21 protein-coding genes, 1 tRNA gene and 2 pseudogenes are annotated in these 19264 nt (G+C 58.1%); 11 read left to right on the top strand and 13 right to left on the bottom strand.

All coding sequences use genetic code 11. The features are described from left to right. The first annotated feature begins 453 nt into the window (after positions 1–453). Together ligD and LPJ38_RS27000 are read left to right on the top strand one after the other, a co-directional pair. The gene (ligD, locus tag LPJ38_RS27005; RefSeq protein WP_231088414.1) at positions 454–1392 is read left to right on the top strand and encodes a non-homologous end-joining DNA ligase; all 939 of its coding nucleotides are present in this window, start codon (positions 454–456) and stop codon (positions 1390–1392) included. A gap of 185 nt (positions 1393–1577) precedes the next feature. Further along, the gene (locus tag LPJ38_RS27000; RefSeq protein WP_145630048.1) at positions 1578–1754 is read left to right on the top strand and encodes a DUF3606 domain-containing protein; all 177 of its coding nucleotides are present in this window, start codon (positions 1578–1580) and stop codon (positions 1752–1754) included. A gap of 292 nt (positions 1755–2046) precedes the next feature. Here LPJ38_RS27000 and LPJ38_RS26995 read toward each other — a convergent pair whose 3' ends face one another. The 3 genes and pseudogenes from LPJ38_RS26995 to LPJ38_RS26985 form a co-directional block, all read right to left on the bottom strand. Next, positions 2047–4206: a 3'-5' exonuclease gene (locus LPJ38_RS26995; protein WP_145630050.1), complete on the bottom strand. Its 2160-nt coding sequence runs from the start codon at positions 4204–4206 to the stop codon at positions 2047–2049. A gap of 124 nt (positions 4207–4330) precedes the next feature. After that, a pseudogene (locus LPJ38_RS26990) lies at positions 4331–4612 on the bottom strand (SOS response-associated peptidase family protein); the annotation flags it as partial. Positions 4613–4617: 5 nt separating this feature from the next. Continuing rightward, a complete protein-coding gene (locus tag LPJ38_RS26985) occupies positions 4618–5064 on the bottom strand; it encodes a hypothetical protein (protein ID WP_145630051.1) in 447 nt (148 codons plus the stop codon). A gap of 293 nt (positions 5065–5357) precedes the next feature. Between LPJ38_RS26985 and LPJ38_RS26980 the strand changes: the two genes are divergently transcribed. Continuing rightward, on the top strand, positions 5358–5588 hold the full coding sequence (locus LPJ38_RS26980) for a hypothetical protein (protein ID WP_145630052.1): 231 nt from the start codon (positions 5358–5360) through the stop codon (positions 5586–5588). A 25-nt stretch (positions 5589–5613) separates the two neighbouring features. Then, entirely contained in the window at positions 5614–7182 is a 1569-nt protein-coding gene (locus LPJ38_RS26975; RefSeq protein WP_145630053.1) for a recombinase family protein, read from the top strand. Positions 7183–7312: 130 nt separating this feature from the next. Here LPJ38_RS26975 and LPJ38_RS26970 read toward each other — a convergent pair whose 3' ends face one another. The 3 genes from LPJ38_RS26970 to LPJ38_RS26960 all read right to left on the bottom strand — a co-directional run bounded on the left by LPJ38_RS26970 (position 7313) and on the right by LPJ38_RS26960 (position 9490). Then, positions 7313–7582, bottom strand: a complete 270-nt coding sequence (locus LPJ38_RS26970) for a hypothetical protein (RefSeq protein ID WP_145630054.1) — start codon at positions 7580–7582, stop codon at positions 7313–7315. A 378-nt stretch (positions 7583–7960) separates the two neighbouring features. After that, the gene (locus tag LPJ38_RS26965) at positions 7961–8698 is read right to left on the bottom strand and encodes a hypothetical protein (RefSeq protein ID WP_145630055.1); all 738 of its coding nucleotides are present in this window, start codon (positions 8696–8698) and stop codon (positions 7961–7963) included. A gap of 603 nt (positions 8699–9301) precedes the next feature. Then, positions 9302–9490: a hypothetical protein gene (locus tag LPJ38_RS26960; protein WP_145630056.1), complete on the bottom strand. Its 189-nt coding sequence runs from the start codon at positions 9488–9490 to the stop codon at positions 9302–9304. Positions 9491–10024: 534 nt separating this feature from the next. On the opposite strand from LPJ38_RS26960, the gene LPJ38_RS26955 reads away from it, so the two are divergent. After that, complete coding sequence (locus LPJ38_RS26955) at positions 10025–10228, top strand: cold-shock protein (protein ID WP_145630058.1); 204 nt, start codon at positions 10025–10027, stop codon at positions 10226–10228. Positions 10229–10259: 31 nt separating this feature from the next. On the opposite strand, the gene LPJ38_RS26950 is transcribed toward LPJ38_RS26955, so the two are convergent. After that, positions 10260–10565, bottom strand: coding sequence for a hypothetical protein (locus LPJ38_RS26950; protein ID WP_145630059.1), 306 nt, complete (start codon positions 10563–10565; stop codon positions 10260–10262). Positions 10566–10951: 386 nt separating this feature from the next. On the opposite strand from LPJ38_RS26950, the gene LPJ38_RS26945 reads away from it, so the two are divergent. Continuing rightward, on the top strand, positions 10952–11683 hold the full coding sequence (locus LPJ38_RS26945) for a hypothetical protein (RefSeq protein WP_145630060.1): 732 nt from the start codon (positions 10952–10954) through the stop codon (positions 11681–11683). Positions 11684–12335: 652 nt separating this feature from the next. Next, positions 12336–12411, top strand: a tRNA-Gln gene (locus LPJ38_RS26940). Positions 12412–12509: 98 nt separating this feature from the next. Here LPJ38_RS26940 and LPJ38_RS26935 read toward each other — a convergent pair. Continuing rightward, on the bottom strand, positions 12510–12800 hold the full coding sequence (locus LPJ38_RS26935; protein ID WP_145630061.1) for a hypothetical protein: 291 nt from the start codon (positions 12798–12800) through the stop codon (positions 12510–12512). A 164-nt stretch (positions 12801–12964) separates the two neighbouring features. Here LPJ38_RS26935 and LPJ38_RS26930 point away from each other — a divergent pair, with 164 nt between their 5' ends. After that, entirely contained in the window at positions 12965–13243 is a 279-nt protein-coding gene (locus LPJ38_RS26930; protein ID WP_145630062.1) for a ParB N-terminal domain-containing protein, read from the top strand. 176 nt (positions 13244–13419) lie between these two features. Here LPJ38_RS26930 and LPJ38_RS26925 read toward each other — a convergent pair whose 3' ends face one another. Beyond that, positions 13420–14973: a hypothetical protein gene (locus LPJ38_RS26925; protein WP_145630063.1), complete on the bottom strand. Its 1554-nt coding sequence runs from the start codon at positions 14971–14973 to the stop codon at positions 13420–13422. A 208-nt stretch (positions 14974–15181) separates the two neighbouring features. Continuing rightward, complete coding sequence (locus tag LPJ38_RS26920) at positions 15182–15388, bottom strand: hypothetical protein (RefSeq protein ID WP_145630064.1); 207 nt, start codon at positions 15386–15388, stop codon at positions 15182–15184. 1175 nt (positions 15389–16563) lie between these two features. Between LPJ38_RS26920 and LPJ38_RS26915 the strand changes: the two genes are divergently transcribed. The 3 genes and pseudogenes from LPJ38_RS26915 to LPJ38_RS26910 all read left to right on the top strand — a co-directional run. Next, positions 16564–16803 (top strand): DUF1236 domain-containing protein, encoded by a 240-nt coding sequence (locus LPJ38_RS26915; protein WP_231088413.1) that lies wholly within the window; start codon positions 16564–16566, stop codon positions 16801–16803. 13 nt (positions 16804–16816) lie between these two features. Continuing rightward, the gene (locus tag LPJ38_RS38165) at positions 16817–16903 is read left to right on the top strand and encodes a hypothetical protein (protein WP_347339017.1); all 87 of its coding nucleotides are present in this window, start codon (positions 16817–16819) and stop codon (positions 16901–16903) included. Positions 16904–16954: 51 nt separating this feature from the next. Next, a pseudogene (locus LPJ38_RS26910) lies at positions 16955–17062 on the top strand (aquaporin); the annotation flags it as partial. A 162-nt stretch (positions 17063–17224) separates the two neighbouring features. Here the strand turns inward: LPJ38_RS26910 and LPJ38_RS26905 are convergent. From LPJ38_RS26905 to LPJ38_RS26895, 3 genes are all read right to left on the bottom strand, one after another. Further along, positions 17225–17506, bottom strand: a complete 282-nt coding sequence (locus LPJ38_RS26905; protein ID WP_145630065.1) for an ABC transporter substrate binding protein — start codon at positions 17504–17506, stop codon at positions 17225–17227. A gap of 300 nt (positions 17507–17806) precedes the next feature. Beyond that, positions 17807–18601 (bottom strand): DUF4236 domain-containing protein, encoded by a 795-nt coding sequence (locus tag LPJ38_RS26900; RefSeq protein WP_145630066.1) that lies wholly within the window; start codon positions 18599–18601, stop codon positions 17807–17809. A 142-nt stretch (positions 18602–18743) separates the two neighbouring features. Next, a complete protein-coding gene (locus LPJ38_RS26895) occupies positions 18744–19262 on the bottom strand; it encodes a GNAT family N-acetyltransferase (RefSeq protein ID WP_145630067.1) in 519 nt (172 codons plus the stop codon). Positions 19263–19264: the final 2 nt, after the last annotated feature.

The raw sequence follows: 19264 nt of genomic DNA, 5'->3' as shown, positions 1-19264 counted from the left end.
CCGCCTGAGTGGTCACTTGGCCGGCGATCGAGAGAGCGCTCGAGCTTCTGGGCTGCGCGAAAGTCCTCAAGGTGCTGGATATTGGGGCCGTAGGCAGCTTCCTTCTTGAGGAGATTGTAGATCCGGCCGGCCACCAGCTGGAGATGCTTCATCCTGCCCCGCGGCATGGATCTCGCTTTGCAGAGAGCTCGGACAGCGTAGGCCCGAAAGTAATGGAATGCGTCTGACATGATGTCAGTAAACGCCGGCTCTCGCCGGGAGTTCGATTAGCTTCGAGGAGGACCGGATTGACCATCGGCACCCGTTGCGGCCAAGCGCAAGCTGGAACGTTGAGGCCAGCGGGTCTTTGGAACTCCTTGCGGTCTTCAACGTTGCTGGACTCGTGAAGAAGGTAGGTTTCCTGCCCGCCGTCGGCTCCCAACACCGGCGGCGGGCTTTTTGTGAGTTGCGTTAGTGGCGAAGCGTACCAAGGCACCGGTGAAAGAACCGGCAGCCCTTTCGATGCCGGGGTTTATTGCTCCCCAGCTTGCGACCCTGAAGATGAAGGCACCTTCCGGGTCTCAGTGGATTCATGAAGTCAAATACGACGGTTACCGCATCCAGCTCCACATCGACGTCGATGACCGGAAGGTCTTCACCCGCAACGGTCTCAATTGGACACACAAGTTTTCTGTCATTGCCGGCGCCTTCGACATAGAAGGGCAGGCCATCGTTGATGGCGAGGTGGTGGTCATCCATGAGGGCCGCACCAATTTCTCCGAACTCCAAGCCGATCTCGCCAGAGGCGACCAAGACCGCCTGCAGTTCTTCGCTTTCGATCTCCTGTGGTTTGACGGGAAGGACCTTCGCAAAGAGCCGCAGATTGAGCGCAAGCGGTTGCTGAAGGATCTGATTGAGAGCAACGAGCTGGAGGAGCCCATCTTCTACAGCGAACACCACGAAGGGGACGGGCAAGCGCTGTTCGAAGCCGCCAGCAAGCTCAACTATGAGGGCATCGTTTCGAAACGTGTTGACGCGCCGTATCGATCAGAGCGAGTGGAAGCCTGGCAGAAAATCAAAGTCGTACAGAAGGGCAAATTCCCCGTCGTCGGGTTTATCAAAGACCCCGGTGGCGTCGCTGCTCTCTACCTCGGGAAGAAGGAGGGGAAGGAGTTGCGCTATATGGGGAAGGTCGGGACCGGCTGGAGCCGGACGAAGTCGGCGGAGATCCGCAAGGCTCTCGATACTGTCGTCAGCCCAAAGCAGAAGCTTACCAAGCCGATTAGGAAGCCCAAAGCGACCTGGGTGGAGCCGAAGTTTTACGCCGACGTCGAATACCGGGACATCACGTCTGAAGGGCTGCTACGCGCGAGTTCGTTCAAGGGCCTCAGCAAAGGAACACGTCGTTCCTGACGGCGTTTTCTCCACAAGTGAGTGGAGTACCGGCATGCCGGATCGCGTAACCCAAGCGGTTAGAGAAGCCCAGGCCATCCTGGCTCGCCATGTCGAGCCCGGCCAGCGGGACTGCGAGAAGACGATCAATGACCTGCTGACCGTTCTTGACGATGAACGGCTTGTACAGGCGATGGAGGAGAAGGATGAGCGACAATCTCACCAAGCGGGACCAGCGTGACCGCAGCAAGATCAACATGCATGAAGCCTTCGAGGTCAAATATTGGACCAAGGAGCTTGGTGTGTCGAAGGATGAGTTGCAGAAGGCGGTGGATAAGGTAGGAAATTCGGCGGCCGCCGTTCGTAAAGAGCTGGCGGCATAAACCGAGGCGCGCGGTATGCTTACGATCTCTGGAGCAAAGCCCGCGCGCTTTTTCATGCCATGATCAATCCCAGTTGCCCCATATGTCGAGGTGTCGGCTTTGTCTGCGAGAACCATCCTGACCGAGCGTGGAGTGAGGAGTTCGGCTGTCAGTGTGGTGCGGGTGAGCCATGCGCCTGTAATCGGTCACCCGACATCGACGCCGGGATAGAAGAGCCGGATTTCAGCCACTTCGTCCCAGACCCGGACGTTGAGAAGCATTAGAAAAGGCTTACCCGGGCCTCCAAAAGAAGCTACGCAGCCTCCGCGGTCGGAGGTGCTTCTACCGTGCGCTTTTCGTTTATCAGGTTCAGCAGATGCGCTGAGGCTCGCGCATCGCATAGAGCCCTGTGGTGGTTTTTAAGGTCTATGCCGTAAATCTCACAAAGCTTCCCAAGTCCGTAGGACTTGTGTCCCGGATAGCGCCGCCGCATTCCGGCGCACGTGCAGAGTTTTGGAAATCTGAAGCGCCGCCCGAGGCGCTCGAACTCGTACGCGATAAATCCGTAGTCGAAGCTGACATTGTGAGCGACGAAAATGCCGTCCCCCATGAACTCCATGAATGAATCCGCGACTCCTGCGAACAAAGGCGCGTCGCGAACCATTTCGTTCATGATGCCGGTCAGCTGAACGATCTTTGCGGGTATGGAGCGTTGCGGGTTGATGAGAGAATGCCATTCGTCGACAATGCGGTGATTGCGAACCTTCACCGCACCGATCTCGGTGATGCGATCGCCGTTCGACCAGGAGCCGGTCGTCTCGATATCCACCACTACGTAATCCTGCTCGGGGTCAAAACGGTAATCCACCCGACCGATCTCGGCCATGATACCGGCAGCGCCGAGCTGGCGAAGGCGGGTCAGCTGGTTGCGGCGGATCACATCCCCTTCGGCCTTGACTTCCATGAAGGACGCTTTGCCGTCCCGCACCAGCATAAGGTCGGGGAAACCGTCTCTCATTCCGCGGAAGTCGTCGCACATGCTGCGGACAATGCAGGCTACACCGCCCGGATTGGATCCTTCGAGCAGCGCCTGCAGCGCCTCCACTTGCACATGATCCCAGCTAAAGATCCCGTTTGGGCGGCCCCATTTCGCTGCGAGCGTGCGGAGGATCAATGGCAGGGCAGACCCGGACGCGATGGCCGCCAGCTTCTCGTCGATTGTCGCGGCGAACAGCCGACGAAAGCTGCGGTCCTTCAGGCAGTGCGGTAGCCAATCGAACACGCTTGGCATCCGGGTGCTCTCGAAGAGTTCGTCCCAGAAAAGCAGGCCGAACAGCGTGTGCCACAGGACATTCTCGGTGAAGTAGACCTTCGTACCCTCGCGCCGCAGCACGCCTGCGACGCCCGCCTCGGGATTGCCGCGATGGGTGTCGTCTACGGTGATCGTGCGGCCGGACCGCAAAAGTTCGGTGTGGAGACCGGTGCGCTGTCCGCCGAACTTGCGGGCGTAGAAGTCGGTAGCGAAAAGGTGTTCTTGGTCGCTGGCGGGATCATCGATCATCCGCTGGAGCAGCGCTTCGGCCTCTGTCTTGTCGCCGGCATTGTAGAGCAGCCGGACCAGGCGCTCGTTGCAATCCGGCGAAGACCCCGCACGGTAGAGCTGACGAGCAAAATCGCTCTCGTCCGCTTTCTCAAAGAAAAGTCCCGTCTGATGCGCGGCTCGGCTACGCAGATCGACCGCATACTGGGTCGTGCAGGCGGGCCCAGAGAGTACGTCGATGGCGGCCCGCCTATGGATGGCTTCTGATCCCATTTCCAGGCTGTCGAGAACCTGGCTGTAGTGGAAGGAGGCAAGTGCCTCCTCGGCATCGATAAAGCGCGCGATGAACGAGGTCTCGCGGTTGGTGCGGAGGATCCCCAGGTCGCGCAGCGCGAAGTTCTTCAAGCTCACCTCGGTCTTACCGAAATACAGGTAGAGCAGGAACTCGATCGGCCGCGTTCCCTCCAGAGCGATGAAATTGCGGGCGCCGCAGTGCTGCGCCGCGACCGAGAAGGGGATGAGCTGCAGGTAGTAATCGATGAACTTCGGCTTCGACCAGGATTTGCGGACGTCGCCTCGCCCGGCCGCTTGTGCTCCGGTGACCAGGACCTCCTTTGGCTGGCATGAGACGAAGGCGGCATAGTCGGCCTCGTCGAGCTCGCGAGCGTGACCGGCCGCGGTCAAATCGCAAACTGCCCGCTCGACATCATCAATTTCGGGATAGCTGAACAGGGATCGGTTGAATATGGCACCACGTCGGTTGATCATCCGGACCAACAAACAACGGGCATCTCTCGAGAGGTGTTCGAAGCGCGTGATGAACGCGTGATGATCCGGACCGAGAACGGGTTGATACGTTCGCTGCACGAACCCGAGCATTTCGGAGAAGTGGTCGAGATAATAATAGACGGGCAGTTGCGGCAGTTTAGCCAAGCGGACCTTTGTGGCGTTGAATCGTTTGTTCTAGCTTTGTTCGATTGGCCTGCTGATGTCAAGGGTCGACGAACGAGCGGTGCAAGAGTCGCGCGGGGCGACATGTTTTGGCCCGGATCAAGGTTCACGCGGCCGTCGGCGCAGGATCTTCCTTCACGCCGCGGGCGACGATCCGAAGCACGCCGTCCGGAAGCGGGCGTTGCAACTTCAGCGCCACTTCGGTCGGCGCCGTCATCCAGGTCTCGACCTCTTCTGGTGTGGTGAGGATCACGGGCATCGCCTTTGGATGGATGGCGAACACCTCTGTGTTCGGCTCGGTCGTGAGGAAAGCGTAGAGATCGTTGGTAGTCTCTCCTTCCTTGACCTTGCGGACCGACGTCCGGTTGGTCCAGATGCCGGCGAAGCACATTCTTAGGAGGCTTTCTTCGGGCGACGTGATGGTGCTGCGGGTTGCGGATCGCCGACGGGGCGGAGACCGATCAGGTCGGGCCGGCGCTTCTTGCCGAGGGTCCGCTGACAAGGGCTGCAATAGAGATAGTTGCGCATCAGTGAGACTTGCCTCTCGCGGGGCTGCACCACAAGCGACAGGTCGACGAACTCAGTGTGTTTGCAATGGTCGCAGCGTACTTCAAGGAGCGGAAACCCGCCGGCGATAGCGGCCTTGATCGTTGGCGATTGCTGGTCGACTTCTCCGATGAACAGACCGGTGTTCCAAGCCAGGCAATCGAGTGCGTAGGCCTTGGCGCGCGCCGCGTCTGCAGCAGCATGAGCCGTCGCAGCATCCTCAAGAAGATGCGCGAAACTTACCTCGGCCTTGTGAAGCTCTCGGGCATAATGCTTACGGTCGCCTCCCGACATCGGAGGGGGCTTTATGATGCGAGCTGCAGACATCGGCCTTCAGTCGAGCCTGGCGTGGAATCTGTTATCCGCCCGCGACTCACTCCTTGATCAGCGCACTAGATTAACGGCAACTCGGTCCCCAGAACCAGCCGCTGGGGATAGGGGAGACCTGCCAACTGATCGCAACAGATAGGTCAATACCAACTAACGGCGACGCGGAGATATTTTGTTTTACCGAAATTTGAATTGCTCCGTCGGGCAAAACAGGAGTTTATAGAGCGCTGGCTTCCAACGATGGAGATCAGCGCCAAATGACCGACGGAACCGATGGCTCGTCTGAGCTGTCAAAGATCGCTAAGCTCAATGGGGACTTTAGGAGAAATTACGGCACGCTGGGCGCGTTCTTGTACCTGCGTTCGATCAGCGCCGTCCGCCCTCGGCCCTGGTTTTGGTCCGCCTTGGCGACGGTGGCGGGTTCGCTCGCACTTGGCTGGATCGGCAAGCACGGCGCATCTTGGCTTTCAGGCTGGCTGATAGGCTGAACGTGGCCAAACGGGAGGGCGTTCGATGGGAACTGCACTCACTGTCCAAAGTGCCAAGTTGCCGCGACGGCGCGAGCATGAACCGCGCGCAGCCCAATACATCCGAATGTCGACAGACCGACAACAATACTCGATCGCAAATCAGATGGCTTTGATCGCGAGCTACGCGGCCGAGCATCAACTCCAGATCGTGCGCACGTACATAGATGAGGGAATAAGCGGGCTTAGGATCAACAATCGCCCAGGCCTTATCGATCTGCTCAACGACGTGCAATCGGGGGCAGCTGATTTCGCCACGGTGTTGGTGAGGGACGTCAGCCGCTGGGGACGGTTCCAGGACCCGGATGAGAGTGCCTACTATGAGTTCATTTGCAAGCTCGCCGGTGTGAAGGTGATCTACTGCGCTGAAATCTTCGAGAACGATGGAAGCCCGATGTCGGGCCTCTGGAAAAGCATGAAGCGCCTGATGGCGGCCGAGGACAGCCGCGACAAGTCGGCAAAGGTTTTTGCGGGACACAGCCGCATCGTCGGCCTCGGCTATCGGGTGGGTGGGCGGCCGGGCTTTGCCCTGCGCAGAGAACTGGTCGACGCAGCGGGCAAATCGAGAGGCTTTCTCCAGCCCGGCGAGCAGAAGGCCTTGCACACAGACAGAGTCTTGCTACGGGCAGGGTCCCCCGACGAAATCGCGGTCGTGCGGTGGATATTCGAAAGTTTCGTGGGCGGGAGAGGAGAAACCGACATCGCCCGGGACCTGAATGCACGGGGCATAAGCAACCATCGCGGCGTTCCGTGGAGTCTCCAATTGATCGGCCGCATCCTTCGCAATGAAAACTACATCGGCAACACCATCTATTATCGGACATCGAGCTACTTGCGGCAACCTCGCGTTATTAATGACAAGGCCAAGTGGATCCGCAAGGAGGGCGCCCTTGAACCCATCGTAGCTCGTAATGTGTTCGATGACGCTCAGCAGATTATCGAACGTCGGGTGCGGCAACCCCTGTCCTCTGACATGTTGCTCAAGAAGTTGCGCGTTCTTCAACTCCGCCTGGGCACCTTGTCTGCCGATGCGATCAATCGTGCGAAGGGGATACCTTGCGCGTCAATCTATGAACGCCGCTTCGGCAGCCTTCGCAAAGCATATGCGCTGATCGGCTTCGCTCCTGCAGCAGACTACAGTTACATCGATACGCGGGGCGACCGCGTGAGCATGGTCCAGCAACTGGCTGCGGAAATTGTTGCTAGCGTGCCTTCCGTGAGCCCGGCCCTCATTGCTGAGCGGACGGGAGGCTGCTTGGCGGTGAAAGATGGGTCCTTCATATCATTGCGCGTCGCCCGATCCTGGCGGCATCCCCAGCGGCATTGTCAGGCCTGGACGCTACGACGTAGCTCCAAGCAGCGTCCGGGCATCGTCGTCGTGATCAGGCTGGACGATTGTAATAAGGAAGCCCTTGACTACATCCTGACGTCGAGAGACCGCATTCCCGAGCGGCCGCTGATTGTGACCGAAGGCCTCGCTAGGAAACGTTATCGGAACAGGTTTAGGCGCTCGACTGACTTGATCCGCGCGTTGAAGCGCCGCTTGAGCCGTTAAGCACGAAGGCCGACCGAAGGTCGCGCCATACGTGGGGCGTTCTGCAAGTCCTCTACCTTCCAGAGCGCGAGCTGCCGCCGATCGAATGATGGCGCCTAATCTCACGAACGCCTGGAGGTGCCAAGCTCCGCTACCGTTCAGACTTCATAAGTTGCCGCGGAAGCACGAGCACTACATTGATCTGCCGATCGAGGATCTTAGAGGCGATGATCGAAATGTGCAGTGCGAACTCGTCCTCCATCTCAGCCGCCGCGTCCTCATCTAGGGCATAAACGTAGAGGATATCGCCGTCGACCTCGTCAAATCGAACGGCTTTGAAGAGCCTGTCGAACCGGCTCGCGCCAACGATCAGCGCCATTCGCGCAGCTATGGCCTGATCCTGTACCTCAGTCACGATCATCGGTCAGGGCACTTCTGCCTTGGTCAACTGCAAAAGTTGGGTAGTCTGGCGGGCACCTAGTATGCCCTGCGCCAGCGACTGCTACCGGTTGGAGCGAGCTCTATCTGCATGAGCGCGATCCATGAGGGCGCGTATAGTGGAGCCCTTTGCTGCAGCATCAGACGATTCCGCAGCGACGTTCTCGGGTGTGCAGTGCGTGGAGGGTGGATTGCCGCATTGGCGCGCGAGCGCTTCCCATCCGACACACTTCCCAGACTGGTTTCGATATCCCGGGCCGCCGTTATCGCCACAGGCTGCGTAAGCAGACGTGCACGCGGCAGCGAGGAGAGCGATTGCCGTGGTCAGCCGCCAACAGATGCAGCCTCTGAATGTCATCTGCTAAACTCCAGGCGGTCCCTGCGCGACGTCAATGACATGACGATCGGAGCCCACAGTGATTACGATCGTGTAACTCTTTTGAGCTCCGCCCTGGTCGGTTGGTGGCGCAAGGTGCAGTTGACCTCCGAACCACTCACCAGGGGGTAGGGTATTGTCTTTTATCACGGCCTGCTCCAGCACGGCCATGTTGCGCTGGCCTGTCTCGATGGTGGCAGAGATCATCGCTTCGTTCTGAGCGGCTGCGTTGCCCTGAGCGATCGCTGCTGCGGTAGGGCTGTAGAAAGTGCCAGTTCGACCGCTCGGCGTCGTGTAGTGGCCATAGCCGGCTCGAGAGGCGCTGTATGCGTTGGCGCCGGCCGCCACTCCCGTGAGCAGCGCAGCGGCGACCTGCCGGTTCTTTTCCTCTTGCACCAGCATCTCGTAGGTCACGATCTTCATTTCGAAGTCCGAGCCGGCGGCGTGCTGCACTGCCTCGACTGGTCCAACCCGGAATTCGACAGGCTGGCGGCTCAGGTTATTGATGCCCACCACGAATACGGGCCGTCCGTTCGCCTGCAGCTGACGGGCTGCCGGTCGAACGAGGAGCACGGAGCTTTTCTGCCGGGAGACGAGGGCGGGCTGCCCGTCCCTCATGAGAGCTTTTTGCTGCGGATTGGACGCCTTGAATGAAACAGTCTCGCCGGCCGTCATGCAGCCGGCCAGCGTGACGCAGCCCGCCGCGACCATGAAAATGCGCATGCTCAAATCCCCCAGTCGAAAAGACTTCAAGCGCAACCGCTGCGGGAGAGCAATAGATACTCCTCCGAGTCGGTAAAAATACGGATGAATTGGCAGGAGCGGCAGAGCAATGGCAGTCTCGCGATAGGTGGCTTCGGGCCAGCGAGCTTGTTCTCAGCCGGCCGATCCTTCTCCCGCAGCTCCTAGGTCCGCTGTGGCTTTAAACCGGAGATTCTATCCATCGTGAAACGGCTCCCTGCCTGGACCGGCGGAGAGGGCCTCGTTCCGCTAGGACGATCCAGATTTCACGCGCGGCGCTATGGGAGGGCTATCGGTTGGCTGGCGCCTTCCAGCCATAGGACTGGCTTGGAATTTGGCCCGTGATGTCGACGTCCTTTTCTCCGGAGAGGCGCCAGGCTGCCACCCCGAAGCATACGGTTAGGACTACAGCTGTTGTTAGCAGCAGCATCGACAGAAACTGGCCCACGCCTAGAAACCTCGCAAATGCGACGCATAAGCGAGCGACCATGGAGCCTCGATTCGGAAAATACAGTTGCATTGACCTAATGGAGAATATCCACAAGCCATTGCACGATTGCGCAAGTACCCCCTTGTTCAAGGTTCTCACGTTGTGCCGTTGCCGCCGCTCGAGGGGATCACGAAGTCCCGGGCGGCAAGATCTAGCTTGAGCTCCGTAATCCGCTCGAAGATCCGAGCAGCAATGGTCTCGGACTCCTGTTCGGTTAAGGTTCGAATGCCTAGTAAAGCAAGCTCGTCTCTAAGAACCTTTGCCACAAGCAATTGGATCGCCATCGGTTAAACCCTAAAATGGTGAGCCAACCGCAACCGAAGAGCGAGCGCAACTGGCTATTTGGGGACGCATTCAATAGATCGCCCCGCTTCGCGCGAGCACGAACTGAGCAATACTTCAAGTTTAGATTGCTCTTCGCTCAATCGTCTTTCGACAAACTGGCGCTCGCACTCCGTTAGATTGCTTTGCAATAAGAGACGATAGCGCCCAATATTGTTGCGATGTGCACGCGTTAAACGGTCGTTGATCATCGTTGTGTCCCGCGACGGATACGCAAATCCATTCGGATAAACGGGGCAGGCGACCCCGAGCAAATTGCAAGACATTGCGTATGTTCGTCTGCGCAAGTGTCTATGCTAGTGAGCTTTTCTTTCCCGACGTGTGAACTAGTTCACATTCAGCGGCGGACGCCTGAATTCGCCTGCTTCGACGATTGGTGCCTCGCGCACTTCCCGATTTTGGGGTCGTCCAGATTTGCTTGTCAGCCCTAAGCGGAACGACTTAGGCTACGGTCATTGTTCAACCGGGAGGCGGACGTGGCAACAGGCACTTTGAAATGGTTCAATCCGAAGGGGTTTGGTTTCATCCAACCCGATGACGGTGGCCAGGATGTTTTTGTTCACGTCAGCGCGGTGGAGCGCGCCGGGCTATCGGGCTTGGCTGAGGGGCAGAAGGTCTCGTATGAAGTCCAGCTTGATCGTAAGGGGGGCAAGAGCAGCGCAGAAAATCTGCGGGTCTGACCGGTGCAGCGACGATAGACAATGGATTTAATCACTGCACTTTTCTTCCGAGGTCTCTCAGCAGTGTGTGCAGGAAGTCGCTGGCATGGTCGTACCGCGCGTTGCCCTCTGTGATTTGACGGGCTCGCGGCTCCAATATGCATCCAACGGTCTCGGAGCCGAGCAGTTCGGCTCTGTCCGACCATAGCAATAGCAAGCTATCGGGGATGTCTTCCGCAGATCCGAACAGCCGCAGCAGGCAGTGTTCGCCTTCGGTCTTATGTTCGTGGTGAGCCTTCGCTGCATAGAATGCGAACAACCCGCGGAATGCATCACGGGAAACGGCAGGTTTTCCCATCGCAATGTCCCTGAAAATCAATTTCTCAATAGAAACTAGTCTGACATTCTCATTCGGGAAAAACCAGCAAAAAGATGCTCGCTTCTGGCGGCTTTGAAGAACTGCCGCTCGCAGTTTCTAGGATAGTCTTGGTCAGTGTTCACGACCTATCACCGAAATGTTGCGATCGGGGCGTTGGATGGCTCTCGGCTGAATTTGGATTGCGGATGGGCTTTGCTGACATGACAAGGCTAGGTCTTCACCGGAAGAGCTGGACCGGCATATTTGAGTCAGATGGATGTCAGGCGCACAATAATTCATTGCCCTGCCAGATTTAAGCCGCATGGGGGCCCATGTTGTTGCGAAGGCTTGTGCCGGGATGGGGGGCGTAACACCGGGAGTTCTCGATGTCCGGTTACTCGCGATTGTGCTTCGTCAGTTTGGTTCTAACTGCAAGTCTTTTGGCGGTCCCTGCTTCCTCTAATCCTTTTGCCGATATTTTCATTGCCGCTGCACCCCAGCCTACGATGACCTCTCCACCGCAACTGGAATGCTTGGGACGGCCGGGCAGCTCAACCCCTGACGGCCAGCATTGGGTGTATCGAATGGACGGGCACCGCAAATGCTGGTTCCTGACCGAGGGTGTCGCGAAGGTGAAGAAGACCATTCGTCAGCGCGTGGCTAAAATTGGGGCCACCAGTTTGGACAAGAGCGGCGGGACCTCGGCGCCTAGACAAAGCGAGATCATCGATGCACGCGCAGAGTTGCTGCGCTCGGCAACGGCCGAGTCGTACCGGCCGCCTCACGTCGAAGTTAAGGCGGCTGATGCTACCTTCGATCTCGATACCGGCGCCGCTCCGATGTCGGCTACCCTCATCTCTGCGGTTGGCCGCCGGTCCCGGTCCTCAGTGCTTAGCCAAGTCGATGTTGAGCAACTTCTAGCGGCCGCGCCGGCCGATCATGTGGTGGCTTCGCCCGAACCCCCGGCCATGCCGATCGGAGTGCGGCTCGTGGAGGCTGCTAATCAGACGGCGAGCCGGACGGCAACTTGGCTAGGCGTATTGCTGATGATGCTGGGGATGCTCTCCATCCTAAGTACGAGCCGCTCGCTTCGACATGCGGTGAGACTGCGCTACTGAAGCGCGGGGGGCTGCATACGCCGGAGCTCCGATGCCTAACCACGAGGAGGTTCGCGAAAAAGAGGGTGTGAGCGTCTCAGTGTCGTTCCGACCCGGCTGGACGCGAGCGCGCTGATGGTTCCAAGTGTGCCTGTAGACCATCGCTTGGGCGCAGTTAAGGGCCGCGCAAGCACTGCAGATCAGAAACCGCGTGCTGTCCGATTGAACCCGCGAAGGAGGGGTATGCGAGCCGGCCTCACGAACGGATTGCGTCAATCGCATGGGCGATAAGGACCGCTACACTGACGCCGATGAGCATAACGAGCAATAAATTGAATAACACGTTCGCCTCCAATCTTTGGAATTGAACGCGCGCATTTGTGCACAGTCAAAATCAACCAGCTTGTATTGTTAATTTCGGCTTTGGGTTGAGGATTCACGGTAACGCTTGCGTCCGCTGTCGGCCCTATCGATGGAATGCCATGAACAGAAGAACCCCGACAATGCACGCCGCGAGTGAGAGTAAGTAAATACCCACGGCAATCCCCGACTCATTTTAAACTCGGGATTTAATGTGAAACTCGTGCCATTTACCGTCAAGCGTGAGCGTCGCAAGACTCAGCGTTCACCTTCACTTAGATCAACGGCTAGAGATCTCTGGCAGGACCATTTCGGGCGCGTAGCCAAGTCCGGTTGAAGGCACCGGGTTTTGATCCCGGCATTCGCTGGTTCGAATCCAGGCGCGCTCTCCCAATTCATCGCAGGCCCTCGGCAGAGTAGGGGTTGCTCCCCATAAGGGCGACTAGGCCGGTTTGACCCCGGCGCCTGCGACCACTCGACGATCCCGCTACCGCGACCTGATCTCGCGGACGCGATCTGCAAATGCATCACCGTTGGTGATGATCTCAAAGGTGCCGCTCGGCATCGCAGGATCCTCAATGATCTCGAGGCCCATGAAGGTTTGCGGCCGAGGATCTGATGAAAGAGTATGCGCGCCGAGTTGCTGGCCGCGGTGTCGCTCGAGACCGATCTTCAAATCCCGCGCAACGGTGATGCCGACAAGCGGAACGGATGGGTGGCGGAGGCGCTGAACCGTGTCCCTCATGATCTCGACGTCTATTGCAATGGTGCGGTTCACGTTGGCGGTCGACCGACGGGATAGTTCCATAGCATCGGCCATGCTGAGCGGGCCGCGGCCGGCAGCAAGGAAGAGGGTGCGGGCACTGCGCTCGCCCTCAGCGCGCAGCTCGCGCCCGACTGTGCGGGCGACTGGCGGCGGGCAAGCTTCTCGCCATTCCCGAGGTGCCGGTCATCGTCGCGCGCGGTTGGAGCGATCAGCAGAAGCGCGCCTATGTCATCGCCGACAATCGGCTGACAGATGCGTCCGAGTGGGATGACGAGATGCTCCGGCTCGAATTGAACGACCTCCTCGAAGGCGGCTTTGAACTATCGCTAACCGGCATTACCGAGGGCGAGTTCTCGCGGCTGTCCGTCGGCGTCGGCGAGTTGGAAGCGATGCCAGAATTGCCGGATGGCGACCGGTCCCCATACCGCGACTTACGACTGTACGGCGATCAATGAGAGACGGTCGATCGGGCGATCAAGCTTGCGATCCAGCCGCGTAAGCCGGGCGATGCAAATCCGAACCGGTCGCCGCAAGGCAATGCACTCGCGCGCATCTGCGAGACATACTTGGCGCGCCACATCAGCGATCGCTAAGCATATCCGCGTCGCGCCAATCGCGAAGCGTGCAAACCTTAACATCGCGGACAGACCCTTTTAACAGTTCTCCGAACCGCCGGACCAGGATTTGCGATGGTCTTGGTGACTGTTGCTGCTGCTTGGCCAGCTTGCTGGCCCGCCTTCTTTCCTGCAATGCCCCCAACAACGCCGCCCGTTACAGCAGCGGCCCCTTGCGCGGCGGCACCGCCCACCGCTTCCCGCGGGATTTCTTGCAGCGTTGTGGCGGCGTCTAAAGCATTTCCCACGGTTGGCTTCTTGATTAACGCATTAATCGCCGCGATACCTTCCTCGGCGCGAGTTTTGGCGCCGTCGAATGCAGCTTGCTCCACCTTATAGAGTTCGATCATGCCGGGAAGCTCTGGCAGTGACACTTTCTGAACAGCGCCCCCCTTGTACAATTTAGCGGCAAACAGACAGTCCCAATACATAGTGTCGCGAGGTGGATCGCTCGCGTCATTGTCAGCGCGTTCCCAAATCCACTGGAAACGCGGCCTTACGTCCTTCGGGTCCTCTGTGCGACACTTGTCGAGAATCAAGCCGACCATCTCAGGGCTTGGTCCGTACGCCACGAAATTGATGAAGGCGTTTTTTGGTTCGACCGCAGCGACTTTCCTTACCGCGTCCTGAGTCATCGGGCTCGCGATTGCCGTGTACTTCTGCAAGAGATAAGCATCCACCGCAATATTGTGACGAGAGAAACCAGGATCGTTCACGATCGCATTTAGTCGTCCAATGACTCCAGCCGTGTCGGCAGAAACGCGCGCCAGCACCATAATTCGCGAACGAAGATCCTCAAGTTTTGTGCTGAGATTTTCCATTTCGGCGAGCTGCTTCTCTACTAAGATCTTGCTTGGCTCGTATTTGATGAGCTGACCGCCGGGTAGGTTCTTAATGGCATTCTCCACGCCATTGAGTGCATTGCGGGTTTCGTGAATGATCTTCGTGGGTGAAGGCAGAACAATGGGTAATGGAGGGAGGGGAGCTTCGTCACAGACCGGATTCGCAACATTGAGGACAACAGCGAGCCGGTCAAGCATGGGACAATCCATGAATTTGAAACCGCAACGGTTGTCTTCGCAATATCTCGGAATAAACCCGAGAATCTTTTCATTCCTTTTGATCCAGTTTGTCCATTTGCGAAAAGCTCCGGTGTCGCGCTCCTCTGCGATGTAGGCCCATACACCGGCTGCATGGTCGTTGCTAAAAGTTGTCTCCGATCCTCCATCAGCGGCACCTTCGCGTAGCTTCCGCGGAGAGCGCCACCATCGACCATCAGGTCCCTGCGATCTCTTGACGGTATCGCACCCTCGCTTGTCTCCCACACTGCAGGTCAGCCCGCTGAAAAGAATTGTGTCGCCATCGTTGCAAGGCAGGAAATAAGTCGTGCCATCTTCACGTGTTTTTGGTTCGTTATATTCCTTTGACAAGAAACCTTCGCAGAATGGCAGGCGCGCCTCCCAGAAAGTCATCGCACCTTCGAGCCGATCTGCCGCACCTGCCCCTGGGATGCTGCACAATGAAGCACCGATGGCGATTGATAGAGGAAAAAGTGACCGCTTGAGGAACATAAAAGCCTCCTCTCAGCACGCGGGACGCTGGGCAGTGAAGGCACCCAGCAGTTCAAATTGTCCTAAACAATTGCAGGTTGTCGAGATTAGCCTAAGAGGGAGCTACGAGCTTGATACACATCGTCGCACCCGCTTCAAATGCTGCGTCGCAAACGGGATGGAAGTCAGAGGCACCTTTGAGCCATTCTCGCCAGAGGCGGAAGTAAATTCAGGGCATTGCCGACTGGCCGAACGGTGGAAGCCATGGGACATACGTCTTGTCGCCGATCTCAATGATGCAGGGCACCTTCCGAAATTCGCCGCCGAATCTCTTCACCAGCTTTTTGTAGGTCCGGCGCGATCGCTTGCGAGATTCCGGGAATAGCCGCTCGTCGGTGATCCTGGCCGCGTTCGATGTCACGATGATCTGCAGCATCACCGGTACGGTCTTGATCAGCTTTGCATGTCGAGCAGCTTCTTGGCGGTCAGTCCTTCGGGCACGTTCGTGTCTCCTTGGTCTTTGAGGCGCGGCAGATCATGATTCGATCGGCGATATTGCTTCGCGATATGGATTGCGTTTCCACGGAACTTTAGATCAGGGTAGTCAGGATTCGTCCATGTGATGGGCCTCAAGTCGCTTGATACCCCGATTTACCCAGATGGACGGTCGGCGCTCGCCGACACAGCAAACCGCGTCATTTGGGATGAGGTACCCCATGTAGGGCAGAGAGGGCGGGCCGTTCGGGGGGGCTGTCCCATCTGTCTCAAACGAGAACGCTGCCGGGCTCGAAATCCAGGTCCCGGCAGCGTTTCATTCTCAAACTGAGCGCTGAAATCCCAGTTGGTCTGGACTGTGCAACGGCCATGCCACAGGCATGTGACCAAAGCAAAACGGCCCCAAGCAAGTCCGGGGCTGGCTCGGACGCTGAGGCCGTTCGCGCTGCCTACAAAATAGGCGCGCTTGCATGTTTTCCCCGATCGCGGTCAGCTTCGCAAGGAATACTTGGACTAAGAGTACATCAATGGCTCGAGCCGAGCCGTCCCGTGTAAGCTACATGTCAGCGGGCGTTCTCCGCTCAGAACAATTTGTGATATTAATCGGTCGTGATTTGTTCTCGGTGCGTGTGTTTATAAGCGGAACACCAGAAGTGGCGCTCTTCTGGAGCTGGCTGTCCTGGTTCTTCTCTCCCAACAAAAAAGTAAGCCCCAGCTCGCAGGGGGGCGGTGAGCTGGGGCCACTTCACTTGGGGTCTGCCCTCGGGCAAAGGGCATCGGGAAAACTCGGCAGTCCGACGAATGTTCCTGCAGTCCGACGAATGTTCCTGCGCAAAATGAAGGGCCGCTGCTATGGACGCAGCGACCCTCCGGACAAGCGGCGAAGGTAAAATACCTTCAGCACGACCTCATCAATGCATATGGCCAATCAGATAAACGCCGCCACCGATAACGATAACGGCCGGAACAGCCCAAAGCAGAAGTACAGGCATTTCTCTCTCCTCAGTTACGCCCCTATGGGCAAAACAGGCAAAAGCTACAATCGTTACGCTGGCGGAACACTGCCTTGAGCTGAGAGTTCTTTGCTGGACGCATCTAGCGGCAGAGGAGAACCCTATGAAGAAGTTCATGCTGATTTCGGCCGCCGCTCTGTTCGTATCGACGGGTGCAATGGCGCAAACCACTGTCACGACCACGACCGGCATTGCGCGAGGCGCAACCGTGCAGATTGAGCCGGAGTACCGTACCAAGATCCGCTCCTACGTGACCGAACACAAGATCCGTCCGGTTGAGACGCGTGAAAAGATCGTGGTCGGCTCGCCGGTGCCGCGTGATGTAGAACTCGCGACCAAGTGATTGGGGTCTCTCGCTGACCAAGTACCGATACGTCTACTCGGGCAGCCATGTGATGCTGGTTGACCCCGAGACCCGCATGGTTGTTCAGGAGGTCGATTAACCCCCTTTCGGCGGCAAGCATTCCCACAGGCTTGCCGCCGTCACCTTGGCGGCGCGCAGCACCGGCCCTAAGCTATTCGTTTGCGGCTGGGCACTGGCGCAGCTCTGGCTTCTCTGGGTCGCGCCGTTGATCGGCGGCGCGCTGGGAGGGCTGGTCTAGCCATGGCTGAGCGAAGAGCCGGCCTACTTGAAGGCGCGAAAGAGTGGGCTCGCTGGCGAGTGACGATCCTGGAGTTCGCTAAGGGCATCGGACGTCAGTTCGAGCCGGGCAGGGAGCTCGGCAAAGGGGCAAACGGAAACGCCGCGGAAGCCAGAACTCCAGCTATTCAATCACCTTGTCTTTCATCACCAGCACGCTTTCTGGAATCGAGAGGCCGAGCGCTTTTGCGGTTCGCAGATTGATCGTGAACACGAAATGGGTGGGTTGCTGGACGGGCATTTCGGCGGGCTTGCCGCCCTTCAATAGGCGGTCGACATAATGGGCCGCTAAGACGAACAGCGAAAGGACAAGCGCGTTGCCCTGCTTTTGCCCAGCTGAAACCATCTGCAACGGAATCGTGGGGGTGCTATCGAGCGCGTTTGCGGTAACGTCTGCGGAACGCATCGCAGACGCAGTCGACGCAAATCCCTCAGATGTATCGACCCGAGAACAATGTATCCGCTCATTCAACCCGCTGACTGACCTGAATGATTTCGCCGTACAAGCAAATGGGAAGCTGACGGTTATTCTTTAAACCTGCGATCTGGCCCGCCGTTACGATTGAGATATTGCCATGTCTCGCCCACGACCTGAGCGTCACTTGGCGCTGCGCCATCTTCAATGAAGCGTGTTGGCCTACATTCGACTTGAACATCGCTATAGCGGAAGGCGGCAACATCGCCTCCAGCCATCACGAGAATTGCGTCAGGTGTCATATACAGGGTCTTTTCCGAGCGGCAACCGTAAGAACTCCACGTTACTGTTGACGTGGGGCGGATTACCTCGGATCAGCGCAATCGGCTTTCGTTCGACCGTTTTGGCCGCACCCGCGTTGCGCTTCCAATCCGCCTCCTGCTTCTCTAACGGAATTCTCCAAATCTTGCTGCAACCGGCCAGTGCATCGAACGCACGTGTCAGAGCTTTGAACCGCTCATGCTCATCGGTAGATAGATCGTAGTCGAGTGAAATCGTGCTCGCTTGGCGACCGTGCAGCCAAATCGCTCCCAGGATAATCACCGCGCCGGCAGTGGCGACGAAAGCTGCCGCCGGAGGGACGGTCAATGCCGAACCGGCAAGCGCCACAGCGGCAACCACAAAGAGTACCGACAGTACAGCGAGGCCGCCTTTATATGCCCGCCACCTCGCTCTGCTGGCGTTCAATGCGCCAGCAATATCGATGGTGGAATTTGCAACCAACTGCTCGATTGATGCGCTGTCGATTACGGTTGCGCCCTGATCGGTCGTGGCCGGTTCTGTGTTTGCATCGCTAACGTTACGGATGGAGCCATCAGGTGGCCGCGAACTGTCGTTGGACGCGTGGGGTTGGTATGCTGTCCACGATAATCCTGTTCCAGGTAATCCAAGCGTCGTCCTCGTGCCACGAGAACTGATGGTATAGCGGAGGCCGCGCGGACCGAGCGAGACGCTGGCCCCACTACCACTCAAATTTAAACGAAGTCCAGGCACAAGTTTAAAACTGCGACGAAAGCGAAAGCCCATGACGAGCCTCCTGCAGCGCTCAAGCTTAAGTAGCGTCAGGCGCCTTTATCCGCGCATTCACCGGCTGGGCGCAATCGGCCGCTTCGGCTCTGGATGACCCGAGGAGGCTCATCGCGCCCTGTGCGGTCAGGGGGCGTCTTCCTTATCCCTTGATCGCTTTCAGCGCGGTCGCGACGGGCAGATACATTCGGTCCGACCGATCGGCAGCAAGGTTGACGAAGCCATAGCCGCGGTAGAAGTCGGCGGCCTTATCATCGATGGCATCGACGATGATTGCGTGCGCGGCAACCGGTCCATCGGCAACAGTCCTGATCGCATCGAGCAGAAGTTTTTCGCCGATCTCCTGTCCCTTGAAATCGAGATTCCGGCCAAGCCACCCAATCAATGCGACGCCAATCGGCAGAGAGTGCGGCAGCTTCTTTCTCAGATCGACCGGAATCTCGCTGAGAGGGATGCTGTGCGAGGTGAGTGTGTAGAACCCGGCCAGCTTGTCGGTCTCAGTTTCGACCGCGACGAAACAGGTCGCCAGACGGCGCTTGACGTCCTGCGTGACGGTCTGCCGGAAGTATCTATCAATCTGGTCATTGCCGCAGCAAAAGCCGCTGCGGTCATGCGCAGCCAGCCTTTCGATGTGAAAGCGATCATCAGCCCCCGCTGGCATGC

Origin of the sequence: Bradyrhizobium daqingense (assembly GCF_021044685.1) — a bacterium.
Lineage (GTDB): Bacteria > Pseudomonadota > Alphaproteobacteria > Rhizobiales > Xanthobacteraceae > Bradyrhizobium > Bradyrhizobium daqingense.
Note: the sequence above shows the minus strand (reverse complement) of the source record. Positions and strands in the feature narration are given on the sequence as shown.